This window comes from Neisseria flava (assembly GCF_982712965.1).
Map to the genome: position 1 here is coordinate 15167 of NZ_CEXQBZ010000118.1, position 12153 is coordinate 27319.

The window sequence follows — 12153 nt, forward strand, 5'->3', positions numbered from 1 at the left end:
TATGAAACTGAACATTTGGCAACCCATTATTTTAACTTTGGTTTTGGGCGCATGCGCCGGCCCGAAAGGTCCAAGCAGAGCGGAACGTGCAACACAAGTTGCCAATATCAAAACCCAGTTGGCTATCGAATACATGCGCGGGGGCGATTACCGTCAAGCAACGGTCAGTATTGAAGAGGCATTGAAAGCAGACAACAGCAATGAAGATGCATGGCTGGTTCGCGCGCAAATCTATCAATATCTCAAAGTGCGCGAAAAGGCGCAGGAAAGCTTCCAAAAAGCCCTATCTTTAAAACCTGACAATGCGGAAATCAACAATAACTACGGCTGGTTCTTGTGCAGCGAGATGAATAATCCTGCCCAGTCCATCAGTTATTTTGACAAAGCCCTGGCCGATCCGACTTATCCTTCTCCGTTTATCGCCAACCTCAACAAGGGCATTTGCAGCGCGAAGATGGAACAATATTCGCTGGCAGAAGCTTATCTCGAACGCTCTTTGGCTGCGCAACCTCAATTCCCGCCTGCGTTTAAAGAATTGGCAAGAACCAAAATGCTGGCAGGTAATTTAAACGAAGCGGATTATTATTTCCGCCAATACCAAAGCAAAGTCGATGTCTTGCAGGCAGATGATTTGCTGCTGGGCTGGAAATTGGCGACCGCTATGGGCAATAGCCAGGCAGCCTACGAATACGAAGCCCAGTTAAGGGCAAACTTCCCCTATTCGGAACAATTACAGGCAGTAACCACAGGTAAGTAACCACATGGAAAATCAAAAGAAAAACGAATACGACATTCAAGCTGCCAAATCATTGGGTGATGAGCTGGGACAACTCAGACAAAAATCAGGTTGGGATATTGACGAAGTGGCACGACGGTTGAAACTGTCTGCCGAACAAATTGAAGCCCTTGAAAAAGGAGACTATTCTTTCTTTTCAGGATTGGTCTTCGTTATGGGCTATCTGCGTTCTTATGCCCGCCTGTTGAAAATCGATGAAGCAAGCATTACAGGTTGTCTGAAAGCCATTTCTGCGCCGGAAGAAGACCATGTCTATCTGGTAGATCGCAAACAAAATACCGGCTTAAACTACCAAGATGGTGAAAAAGTCGGCTTTCCCAAATGGGTTTTGGGCGTAGCAGCGTTCATCCTGCTTGGCGGCGGTATTTATGTTTGGCAAAGCAAGTCCAATCATGAAAACGAACAACAAGTCGCGCAAAACAGCGATGCAGTACGTAACAGTATGCAGACGCCGGATTTGAAAAAAGAAAATGTTGCCGTTTCCAATATGGCAGAAAACGGCAAACAAGAAATATCCAATGCCGAAAAAGCAGCTTCAAGTGTCGCCACATCCGAAGCAGCGGCATCCGCACCTGAAGTCAAAGTCGATTCAGACGAGCTTTGGATTAAAGTCCAATACCGAAGTAATCTGATTATCACCGACAAGAAAGGTACCATGATTTTCAGCCGGATCATTCCCGCAGGAAGCGAAAGGCGTTTTAAAGGCGGTGCGCCCTACAATGTCTGGATCGGTATTGCCACAGGCGCACAAGCCAATTATGGCGGGACAACCATCAATCTGGCAGAATACCGGGCTGCCGGTGAAAAATCAGCTTCCTTTGTAGCAGGAAAAAAATAAAGATGAACACACCCAAACGCCGCCAAACCCATCAAGTACAAATCGATCATCTCACCGTCGGTTCAGATGCTCCCGTTGTCGTGCAATCAATGACCAATACCGATACCGCAGATGCTAAAGCAACCGCCCTGCAAGTCAAAGAATTGAGCGATGCAGGCTCAGAAATGGTGCGCATTACCGTCAACAGCCCGGAAGCCGCCTCCAAAGTTGCCGAAATCCGCCAGCGTTTGGACGACATGGGTTACACCACCCCGCTGATTGGCGACTTCCATTTCAATGGCGAACGTCTGTTGGCGGAATTTCCCGAGTGCGGCAAAGCCTTGTCCAAATACCGCATCAACCCCGGAAATGTCGGCAAAGGCGCAAAAGGTGATGAAAAATTTGCCTATATGATTCGAACTGCCGCCGAAAACGACAAAGCCGTCCGTATCGGCGTCAACTGGGGTTCGCTTGACCAAAGCCTCGCCAAGCGCATGATGGATGCCAATCTGGCGTCCTCATCGCCCAAACCGCCTGAAGAAATCATGAAAGATGCCTTGATTATTTCGGCGCTGGAATCTGCTGAAAAAGCCGTTTTGTTAGGTTTGCCCGAAGACAAAATCATCTTGTCGTGCAAAGTCAGCTCCGTTCAGGATTTGATTCAAGTTTACCGCGAGCTGGGCAGCCGTTGCCAATATCCGCTTCACTTAGGCTTGACGGAAGCAGGCATGGGCAGCAAAGGCATTGTCGCCTCTACCGCCGCCTTGGCCGTACTGCTCCAAGAAGGCATCGGCGACACCATCCGTATTTCACTCACCCCCGAACCCGGCAGTTCACGTACTCAGGAAGTCATTGTTGGTCAGGAAATTTTACAAACCATGGGGCTGCGCTCATTTACCCCTATGGTTACCGCCTGCCCCGGTTGCGGACGCACCACCAGTACGGTCTTCCAAGAGCTCGCCCAAGACGTACAAAATTACCTGCGTCAAAAAATGACCGTATGGCGCACCATCTATCCCGGCGTGGAGTCTTTAAACGTCGCCGTCATGGGTTGCGTCGTTAACGGGCCGGGTGAAAGCAAACTGGCAGACATCGGCATCAGCCTGCCCGGAACCGGCGAAACCCCTGTTGCACCGGTTTATGTTGACGGGGAGCGTAAAGTGACTTTAAAAGGCGACAACATCGCAGCCGAATTCTTGGAAATTGTCGAAGAATACGTCAAAACCAACTATTGCGAAGGCGGTGCCAAACGCAGTCAAAACCGTATTATCCCGATACAGTCCGCTTGATAGGCATAAACAAAAAAGGTCGTCTGAAAAACATTCAGACGACCTTTGGTTTGCTGGTATATTTATTAATGAAAATTAGGAAGAGGTAGAGAGATAGACCAGTTGCTTGGAATATTCAATCCGTTAGAAACTTGGTCATGCTAAATTTGTTAGGCACGAGGTTTTGTCCATTCGCTATTTTCAAATTAACCTCAAACTCAAAAAAAAGGCGATACCTTTCAGTACCGCCAAAGCTGCTTTGGTGATGAAACCGGTTATTTCGAGGCGCAACGGAAGCCCAAGTTGTGCAGGACGTATTTCGATTGCAGGCTGGTGCGTATGCCGTAGCGCAGGAAGGCGGCGTAATTTGATGGATCGCTGGAACCTACGGATGCGCCGCTGCAAAACATTTGCGTATCGGCATTGCCTGACGACAACAGGCTGCTGTTGAAGTCTTCCGTCCATTCCCAAATCAGACCGTGCATATCGTAAATGCCCCAGTAGTTGGGTTTGCTTTTGCCGACATCGTGCAAGCCGTTTCTGCCGCCGTCTGCATACCAGTCAAGAATGGTGCGGTTGTAGCCGGGTTCGGCAGAACCGTTTTTCTGAGTAGCGGAGGCGAGTCCGGCAAATTCCCACTGGTCTATGGTCGGCAGGCGTTTGCCTTGTGAAGTGCAGTAAGCGTTAGCGGCAAACCAAGATACGTTGGTTACCGGATGTTTCAGTTCGTTGGGTTTGGGCGCGTAGCTGTTGCTGCCGGTTTTAACCCAATGTTTCAGGTAGGTAGGTTCGGCTTGTTTGGAACTGACTTTACCTTTTTGCCACTGGGGATGTTTTTTGACAAACTCTGCAAATTCGGCATTGGTAACGGGGTACTTGTCGATTTGGAAAGGTTTGACTTTGATGAGGTTTGTCTCTTTTTTCAGATAGAGCGGGCGGTAGCTGCCGCCTTCAACTTTTGCCATTTCGGCCGCCGCTGCACTGCCGCTTGCGACAAGGGTAAATAGGGCGATGAGTGGTATGAGTTTCATAACGGGCTTTCTAATCTGAATACGGGGATTATTAGGCTTTGATTATATAGCGAAACCGGATAAAAATCCTCAGAAGCCGTCTGATTATTGTGTTTTTGGCTTGTCGGGTTCGTGAATGCTTGAAACCGGTTTTTCAGACGACCTTCGATGCTTGAGAGGTCGTCTGAAAAACCAATCTTTCGATTGGTCGTGGAAGAAAGCCACTGTTGTCCTTGCATCAGCCGGAACAGCAGTGGCTTTTTTCTATTTCTATGCCGAGATGACTGGATTAGTAGCCGCCTTTACCTGCAGATGCTGCGGAAGCAGGCGCTGCTGAATCAGCTGGAGCAGAAGCGGCAGGAGCTGAAGCTGCACCGCTACCTACATAGGCTTTGTCTTCCAGTTTTTTGGTCATGATTTCAGGGTTCTCTGCGCCCTCTACTTTCAATTGACCCAACGCGCCTTTGTTGAACGCACGGAAGATAGAGTGGTCAACCAAAGTATAGCTGCCCGGAATATCGGCTTTAAATTCGACAATCGCTGCGCCACCGGCAGGGATCAGGGTGCTTTGTACGTTTTCGTTGATCAGTTTGCCGGCTTCTACGTAAACTTTGTCGAAGATCTCACCAATAACGTGGAAGGAAGAAACGAGGTTCGGACCACCGTTACCCACGTACATACGGACGGTTTCGCCTGCTTTGGCTTTCAGGGCGTTGTCGCCGGCGATAGCGCCTACGTGACCGTTAAATACAACGTATTCAGGTTGTTCGGCGATGGCTTTGTCCATATCGAACGGTTGCAGACCTTGCGCACCTTTTTTACCTTTGGTGTAGAAGTCGCCTTGTACGATGTAGAACTCTTTGTCCACTTTAGGCAGACCTTCTTTAGGTTCAACCAAGATCAGACCGTACATACCGTTGGCGATGTGCATACCGACAGGAGCAACGGCACAGTGGTAGATGTACAGACCGGGTTGCAGGGCTTTGAAGCTGAATGTAGAAGTACGGCCCGGAGCAGTGAAGCTGGCTTCTGCACCACCGCCTTGACCGGTAGCAGCGTGGAAGTCAACGTTGTGCGGTACGGTAGAAGACGGGTTGTTAGAGAATTCGATATCTACGGTATCGCCTTCGCGTACACGGATCATGCGGCCTGGAACGTCGCCGTCAAATGTCCAGTAGTGGTATTCCACGCCATCGTCCATTTTCATGGTTTTTTCGATGGTTTCCATTTTCACGCGTACGCGTGCAGGATGGTCGCGGTCGATGGCAGGCGGAACTTCAGGAGCGTGAGTGGTTACCGCATCGATAACAGGCAGATCGGCTGCAGGAGTTTCGGCAGCAGCCTCAGTGCTGGAAGCAGGAGCTTCGGTAGTTGCAGTAGCGGAAGCGGTTTGCTCGGCAGGTTTTTGGGCAGCTTGTTCACCACAAGCGGCTAAAGCAAAAACTGAAGCAATAATTGCAGCTAAAGCTTGGCGTTTCATAGTTGTCATTTCCTTTAGTAATTATCTAAGAAGGTTAGGGTAATTTCTCAAACTCTGTTATCTGCGGTATACCGCTTTTAGCTCTTTCGAACTTCCATATTTAGGTCGTCTGAAAAGGCATCTCTTGTGAACTTTTGTAGGATTATGTAGCCGGTTTTACCGCCATATCTTGACTTAAATCAATTAATTCATTAAAGATGAACTTTTACTACCTAATTTAATACTCAATTAATACTTAATAATTAGATAAAACTACATCAAATCGTCTATTATTGTTCACATGTTTTATCCGATTCTTTACAAAAATGCCATTGTATTTTTGAGAATAAGAATTATTATTGACTATATCCCTGTTTTTTAAAGATTGTTGTTAAGAGAATATTTCTTTTGCCTGAAAAGAGTGCTACAATCTTTAACATTCATATAGTATGAATTTATAAGCAACCACTTTTCACCAAAATAAGGAGTTCTGAAATGGGACAGTACAAGAAGTTATGGTACTTGCTGTTTGCCGTCCTGGCAGTCTGCTTTACCATTCTTGGCTACATGGGCAGCGAGGTTTATAAAAAAGCCCCGCCTTATCCTGAAAGAGTCGTTTCGGCATCAGGCACGCAGCTGATGACTAAAGACGATATTTTGGCAGGTCAATCAGCCTGGCAAACCACCGGCGGTATGGAAGTCGGTTCCGTATTGGGACACGGCGCATACCAAGCTCCCGACTGGACAGCCGACTGGCTGCACCGCGAGCTGGTCGCATGGTTGGATTTGACCGCGCAAGAGACTTACGGCAAAAAATTCGACGAAGTTTCTCCCGAAGAACAAGCCGTGCTGAAAACCCGCCTTGCCGACGAATACCGCAACCAAAGCCGTATTAAAGAAGACGGCAGCGTCGTCATCAGCGATACCCGTGTAAAAGCCATTGAGAGCATCCTGCCTTACTACCACGGCGTATACGGCGATGATCCTGCCCTTCAGAAAACACGCGAACACTTCGCAATGAAAAACAACACATTGCCAAGTAAAGAAGCGCGCGAAAAACTGTTCAACTTTTTCTTCTGGACTTCATGGTCTGCTTCGACCAACCGTCCCGACGAGACTTTCACCTACACCAACAACTGGCCGCACGAGCCTTTGATCAACAACGTACCGACTACTGAAAACTATATGTGGTCGTTCACCAGCGTTGTATTGCTCTTGATGGGTATCGGCCTTCTGATGTGGGGTTACTCCTTCCTGACCAAACACGAAGAAGTAGAAGTTCCGACTGAAGACCCGATTTCCAAAGTACAGCTGACTCCTTCCCAAAAAGCATTGGGCAAATACGTCTTCCTGACAGTCGCCCTGTTTGTGGTACAAGTGTTACTGGGCGGTCTGACTGCACACTACACCGTCGAAGGTCAGGGTTTCTACGGCATCGACGAAGCGCTGGGCTTCGAAATGTCCGACTGGTTCCCTTACGCATTGACCCGTACTTGGCACATCCAATCCGCCATCTTCTGGATTGCAACCGGCTTCCTGACAGCAGGTCTGTTCCTGGCTCCGATTGTTAACGGCGGCAAAGATCCCAAGTTCCAACGCGCCGGCGTGAACTTCCTGTACATCGCCCTGTTCATCGTAGTCGGCGGTTCTTACGCAGGTAACTTCTTCGCCCTGACCCACGTCATTCCACCTGAATTCAACTTCTGGTTCGGACACCAAGGTTACGAATACCTCGACTTGGGCCGTTTCTGGCAACTCCTGCTGATGGTCGGTCTGTTGTTGTGGCTGTTCCTGATGCTGCGCTGCACCGTCTCCGCCTTTAAAGAAAAAGGCGTGGATAAAAACCTGCTGGCAATCTTCGTTGCCTCTATGGTCGGTGTCGGTGTGTTCTACGCACCTGGTCTGTTCTACGGCGAAAAATCCCCGATTGCCGTCATGGAATACTGGCGCTGGTGGGTAGTTCACCTGTGGGTAGAAGGCTTCTTCGAAGTATTCGCTACCGCAGCCTTTGCCTTCATCTTCTACAACATGGGCTTCGTCCGCCGCAGTACCGCTACTGCCTCTACTCTGGCTGCTGCCGCCATCTTCATGTTGGGCGGTATCCCGGGTACGCTGCACCACCTGTACTTCTCCGGTTCTACCTCCGCATCTATGGCAATCGGCGCCTGCTTCTCCGCATTGGAAGTCGTACCGCTGGTATTGTTGGGTCGTGAAGCTTACGAACACTGGTCTTACCAACACCTGTCCGACTGGGCGAAACGCCTGCGTTGGCCGCTGATGTGCTTCGTAGCAGTCGCCTTCTGGAACATGATCGGTGCCGGCGTATTTGGCTTCCTGATTAACCCGCCGATTTCCCTGTTCTACATCCAAGGTCTGAACACTACCGCAGTTCACGCACACGCAGCCTTGTTCGGTGTGTACGGCTTCTTGGCACTGGGCTTCGTGTTGCTGGTTGCCCGCTACCTGAAACCAAACGCACATTTCGACGACAAACTCATGACTTGGGGCTTCTGGCTGCTCAACGGCGGCTTGGTCGGCATGATCGCCATCAGCCTGCTGCCTGTCGGCGCCATTCAAGCATACGCTTCCATCACTCATGGCCTGTGGTATGCCCGTAGCGAAGAATTCCTGCAAATGGAAATCCTCGACACCCTGCGCTGGGTACGTACAGCAGCCGACTTGATCTTCATCGGCGGTGCAATCTGCGTAGCCATCCAAGCAACCAAAATCGTATTTAGCCGCGATAAATAAATCCTAGCTTGAATACTACACAAAAGGTCGTCTGAAATTTTCAGACGACCTTTTATTTTGGAAGATAGAAGAAACTTGATGGAGAGTTGCCTGAAAGGGGTAGGGCAGCTTAGCTTGGTTCATGCTCGCTTACGCCTTATTATAGTGGATTAAATTTAAATCAGGACAAGGCGACGAAGCCGCAGATAGTACAGATAGTACGGCAAGGCGAGGCAACGCCGTACTGGTTTAAATTTAATCCACTATATCAGACAACGGAGCCATGCCGTTAATGTATTGGGTTTGCTGAATCTGCTCGTCGTTGGCAAACATTCGGTCAAACACGCTGCGGACTTCATTGGTCAATTCGACATTCAGGTTTTTCAGTGAGTGATATACCTGTTTCAACCATGAACGGAAACGGCGGAACAACCCGCGCAATTCTTCGCTTGGTGCTTTGCCTTCGTACAGGTAGGCTTCAAAACCGCGCGCCCATTTCTCGTGATTCTCGCGCTGCTCGTTCATTCTCATCGTGTCCCATGCGGCAAGGTCTTTCACGCCGAACCAATCCAAGGTCGTCTGAGCGTCGGACAGGAATTGCCGCTCCTGCCCGGTCAGGTTCTCGACAGGTTTGGCGGTCAGGTCGCGGGCGATGCGGGTTAGTCTCAAGGAAGAAATGTCTCAGTTCGTGAACGCAAGTAGAAGCGTCGGCGTTTTTCAATAGGGCAATCAGGTTATGCTCACGGCTGAACATTCCACGGTCTGCGCCGCCTTGAAACAGTATGTCTTGATTGGTGTCGGTGTTGGGGGTAGAATTGTCATATGCCCTCTCCCCGTTTCGGACGTTGAGGCTTTGGCTGGAAATGTTTTTGATGACATTTTCGGATATTGCCGTTGGGGGATACTTCCGCATGGAATAGCTCGAAAATCTTTCTTTTTACGGCTGGCTTCGGCGATGTAAACCATCAGCCCGTCATCAAATCTCTTCAAATACGCAACCCGTTCAGCCCCTTGTTCTGATTGAAAACCTGTTACGATTTTGTCAGGCGATGTAACAATATCGGGAATCCGCGTCAAATCCTCCGCTGTTACGGCAACCTGTCCGCGTTCTTCTTCCGTTTTGGTGTTGCCATGTTCTTTGTAGATGTGGTGTGCTGCAAATCGGCTGATGGAATGTGAATATCCCTGTGTATCGGCAATTCAGGTATCTGCCGCGTTATCCAAAGTCCAAAATACAGCTTCGTTTTTCGCGGTTTCCCGTCCGTCTGTTGTCCAGATGTTGATTGCGTCCTGCGGGTTTTCGCTATGTACCCATCCGCGCGGCGGGTTGCTTGCTAATGCTTGATTCAATACGCTGTCGTCTAAAAGGCTTTCGCCGACCACATTCATGCCCCCATAGGCTGCGTCAAAATCACGGATTCCCATATTCAGACGACCTGCAAGGGTTTCGATTGCGCGGGCGTACAGCGTGGCGTTTGCTTCAGCCTGCGTCTTGTTCATTATTTGTTATTTCATTCCATAAACGTTTGTTGAGGATTTCGTCTGCCGATTGTTGTATATCAATAGAAAAAGGTCGTCTGAAACTTGGATTTCAAGTTTCAGACGACCTTTCTTGTTACTTCAAACTTTTTTAGAACTTGGCTTCAAGCGTGAAGTTGTAGCTTCTGCCCGGAGAAGTGAAGCGTTCTATACCGGCATGGGTTTTGTTGTCAACGCGGTTGACTGTGCCGAATTCGCGGATGCTGCGCAGCGATTCCCAAGTGTAGTATTTTTTGTTGCCGATGTTGTACGCACCGGCGCGCAGGGTGAAATATTTGCCCAAGTTGACGTAGCCTGTCAGGTCGAAAAGCGTATAGGCTTTGCTGTGCTTGGCAAAAGGCCAGGGATTGTTCAAATCATCACTGCTGTGGACGGTGTCAGACGGTTTTTTAGCTGCGGTGTGGGTCAGGTATGCGTTGATGCCCCAGCGTTTGGAAGGAGCATCGTAGCCCAGATTGTAAACGGCAGACCACGGAGAAAGGGCGTTAATCGGGGTTTCTTGTCCGTTGTTCTGCTTGGCTTTGCCTTTGATGTAGCTGACGTTGATACCTGCGTGCGTGCCTTGCGGCAAACCGATGCTGTCGAGATTCCATGTGCCGTTAAATTCCAAACCTTTCACCCATGCCGAGGAGCGGTTTTGGTTTTGCCAAACGGGCGAGCTGACCAATGCAGTGTCCTTGCCGTCTGAAAGCGGGGCGTATCGCGGATTTTTCGGGTCGTTTGACGAAACGCCCATATACGTCAATTCGATAAAGTCGCGGTAGCGGGTTTGGAAGCCGGAGAGTTTAAAGTTTCCTGCTTTGCCGCTGCCCGCCAAACCCAATTCAAAGTTTTTGGCTTTTTCGGCTTTCAGGTTGGGGTTGGCTTTAAGGTAGAAGTCAGGATGTGTAAATAAAAGCCAAGTTTCATCCGAAGTCGGGGCGCGGAAGCCTGTGCTGTATTTCGCCAGAAGATTCAGATGCGGCGTGAATTTCCAGTCGAAGCTCACGCCGTAGCTGAAACCGCTGTGGCTGCGTTCGCTGCCCAAATAGGGGATTTGGGCACGGATGCCGGACGAGTAGTTCGGATTGTCTTTGGCTCTGCTGCTGCTTTTGTCATGGCGCAAGCCTGCGCTCAGGCGGTATTGGTTGTCGTTGCCGAATTGGAAGGTGTTGTTCCAATAGGCAAAACGGTTTTTAGACGAGCTTTCGACCAGCATTGCCAATTCTTGGCTGTTCGACGTTTGATATTTGGGGTCGTATAGGTTCACCCAGTAGCTATGGTCGCGGTTGGCGTTGCTGCCTTTGTTGCCGCCCACGCCGTACTGCATAGCCCAAACTGATTTGGAGAAATCAAGCTGTTTCTCAGCTTCCACACCCCATTGGCGGGTTTTCTGGCGGATGTTGCGGAACATATGGTACGCTTCGCTATTGATACCGTTTTTGGCGTAATCGGTCGGCAAGTCCCAAGTCCAGGTGCTCATGTCGATGGTTTGACGGTCGTAACGCAGGTTGAGACTGTCCCATGGTCCTTTTTCAAGTTGGTTTTTGTATTCGAAACCGATGCGTTTACGGTAGGAAATATCTTGTCGGGAGCGGGTATCGCCCACTGCCTCGCCTTTATAGTTTGCCGCCCACATATTGGACAATTCGGTCGTGGTGCGGTCGGTACGAGAGTCTTCGTAAATCCAGCCGATACGGTTTTGATCGTTGAAGTTGTAACCCAGCTTGAACAGGGTGCTTATGTTTTCCCAATTTTGAGGGTCAGGTTTGCTGCGCGCCACGCCCAGGCTGCCGTAGTTGGTAATGCCGGCATTCGGGCTCCAGCTTTGTTTATCGCTGTCGGTAATTTTGGTATCGGCAGTATCACTGTTGTTTTTGGTTTCTTTACCGAAACGGCGGGTGTAGACCATCAATGCGTCCAGTCCCAACCAATTTCCTGCGGCGGTAATGCTGCTGAATTTTTGGCTGTTGCGTCCGATATAGCCGCCTTTAATGCCCAAGTGGTAGGGTTTTTCTTCGGAAACATAGTCGCTTGCGGATTTGGTTTTATAGTTGACGGCACCGCCCAATGCACCGCTGCCGGATTTGAGCGAGTCCGCGCCTTTGGTGAGGGTTACTTCCGAGAAATTTTCAGGTTCGGAAGTGTTGCGGTTGGCATTGAAGTTGCCGTATGCGCCGAACAACTCTTGGAACGCTTCAGACGACCTGCTTTCTGCTTGTGCCAGTCCGTCCACGTTGATGGCGACACGGTCTTTATCGACGCCGCGTATGGTAAAACCGTTGGAACCTGAGCGTCCGCCTTCGACGACGCTGATGCCCGGATCGTAGCGTACCAAGTCGCTTTCATCGGAGACCATTTGTTTATCCAATGCCTGACGGCGGACTTTCTCTTCACCGAGTTTTTGGACTTTGCGGCCGCCGATGACTTTGACTTCATTCAAGTCCTGATGGGCTTGTGGTACGGGGTCGGCAGCGAAGGCAGGGAAAGTTTGGCTGACAATAGCTGCCAGCAGTACGGGTTTAAAGGGGAAGGACATTTTTTGCCTCTTAAAG

10 protein-coding genes and 1 pseudogene are annotated in these 12153 nt (G+C 49.7%); 5 read left to right on the plus strand and 6 right to left on the minus strand.

What is annotated here, in order from left to right; all coding sequences use genetic code 11:
* Position 1 precedes the first annotated feature (1 nt).
* From pilW to ispG, 3 genes are read left to right on the plus strand one after another with little or no spacing between them, the layout of a single operon-like run.
* Complete coding sequence (pilW, locus tag AC5M9B_RS08185; RefSeq protein WP_487648489.1) at positions 2-757, plus strand: type IV pilus biogenesis/stability protein PilW; 756 nt, start codon at positions 2-4, stop codon at positions 755-757.
* 4 nt (positions 758-761) lie between these two features.
* Positions 762-1634: a helix-turn-helix domain-containing protein gene (locus tag AC5M9B_RS08190; protein WP_487648490.1), complete on the plus strand. Its 873-nt coding sequence runs from the start codon at positions 762-764 to the stop codon at positions 1632-1634.
* 2 nt (positions 1635-1636) lie between these two features.
* Positions 1637-2902 carry a flavodoxin-dependent (E)-4-hydroxy-3-methylbut-2-enyl-diphosphate synthase gene (gene ispG / locus AC5M9B_RS08195; protein WP_487648491.1) on the plus strand — a complete coding sequence of 422 codons (1266 nt, stop codon included), beginning with the start codon at positions 1637-1639 and terminating at the stop codon, positions 2900-2902.
* A 254-nt stretch (positions 2903-3156) separates the two neighbouring features.
* Here the strand turns inward: ispG and AC5M9B_RS08200 are convergent, their stop codons facing one another.
* Both AC5M9B_RS08200 and nirK read right to left on the minus strand, forming a co-directional pair.
* Positions 3157-3912, minus strand: a complete 756-nt coding sequence (locus tag AC5M9B_RS08200) for a formylglycine-generating enzyme family protein (RefSeq protein ID WP_146736136.1) — start codon at positions 3910-3912, stop codon at positions 3157-3159.
* Between the two features lie 268 nt (positions 3913-4180).
* Positions 4181-5371, minus strand: coding sequence for a copper-containing nitrite reductase (gene nirK, locus AC5M9B_RS08205; RefSeq protein ID WP_487648492.1), 1191 nt, complete (start codon positions 5369-5371; stop codon positions 4181-4183).
* Between the two features lie 474 nt (positions 5372-5845).
* Between nirK and AC5M9B_RS08210 the strand changes: the two genes are divergently transcribed.
* The gene (locus AC5M9B_RS08210; protein ID WP_487648493.1) at positions 5846-8101 is read left to right on the plus strand and encodes a nitric-oxide reductase large subunit; all 2256 of its coding nucleotides are present in this window, start codon (positions 5846-5848) and stop codon (positions 8099-8101) included.
* A gap of 140 nt (positions 8102-8241) precedes the next feature.
* Positions 8242-8349 (plus strand): annotated as a pseudogene (locus tag AC5M9B_RS08215) (IS5/IS1182 family transposase); the annotation flags it as partial.
* Here AC5M9B_RS08215 and AC5M9B_RS08220 read toward each other — a convergent pair.
* The 4 genes from AC5M9B_RS08220 to AC5M9B_RS08235 all read right to left on the minus strand — a co-directional run bounded on the left by AC5M9B_RS08220 (position 8336) and on the right by AC5M9B_RS08235 (position 12137).
* Entirely contained in the window at positions 8336-8749 is a 414-nt protein-coding gene (locus tag AC5M9B_RS08220; RefSeq protein ID WP_487648494.1) for a hypothetical protein, read from the minus strand. The pseudogene AC5M9B_RS08215 and the gene AC5M9B_RS08220 sit on opposite strands and share 14 nt — an antisense overlap.
* Positions 8750-8809: 60 nt before the next feature.
* Complete coding sequence (locus AC5M9B_RS08225) at positions 8810-9280, minus strand: PBECR3 domain-containing polyvalent protein (protein ID WP_487648500.1); 471 nt, start codon at positions 9278-9280, stop codon at positions 8810-8812.
* The gene (locus tag AC5M9B_RS08230; RefSeq protein WP_308025963.1) at positions 9281-9580 is read right to left on the minus strand and encodes a hypothetical protein; all 300 of its coding nucleotides are present in this window, start codon (positions 9578-9580) and stop codon (positions 9281-9283) included.
* A gap of 130 nt (positions 9581-9710) precedes the next feature.
* A complete protein-coding gene (locus AC5M9B_RS08235) occupies positions 9711-12137 on the minus strand; it encodes a TonB-dependent hemoglobin/transferrin/lactoferrin family receptor (RefSeq protein ID WP_070857345.1) in 2427 nt (808 codons plus the stop codon).
* Between the last annotated feature and the right edge of the window lie 16 nt (positions 12138-12153).

Excerpts from the sequence above, each read along its gene's own strand:
- AC5M9B_RS08210 (WP_487648493.1), top strand. The coding sequence starts at position 5,846 with ATGGGACAGTACAAGAAGTTATGGTACTTGCTGTTTGCCGTCCTGGCA.
- nirK (WP_487648492.1), bottom strand. The coding sequence starts at position 5,371 with ATGAAACGCCAAGCTTTAGCTGCAATTATTGCTTCAGTTTTTGCTTTA.
- ispG (WP_487648491.1), top strand. The coding sequence starts at position 1,637 with ATGAACACACCCAAACGCCGCCAAACCCATCAAGTACAAATCGATCAT.
- pilW (WP_487648489.1), top strand. The coding sequence starts at position 2 with ATGAAACTGAACATTTGGCAACCCATTATTTTAACTTTGGTTTTGGGC.
- AC5M9B_RS08235 (WP_070857345.1), bottom strand. The coding sequence starts at position 12,137 with ATGTCCTTCCCCTTTAAACCCGTACTGCTGGCAGCTATTGTCAGCCAA.
- AC5M9B_RS08200 (WP_146736136.1), bottom strand. The coding sequence starts at position 3,912 with ATGAAACTCATACCACTCATCGCCCTATTTACCCTTGTCGCAAGCGGC.
- AC5M9B_RS08230 (WP_308025963.1), bottom strand. The coding sequence starts at position 9,580 with ATGAACAAGACGCAGGCTGAAGCAAACGCCACGCTGTACGCCCGCGCA.
- AC5M9B_RS08190 (WP_487648490.1), top strand. The coding sequence starts at position 762 with ATGGAAAATCAAAAGAAAAACGAATACGACATTCAAGCTGCCAAATCA.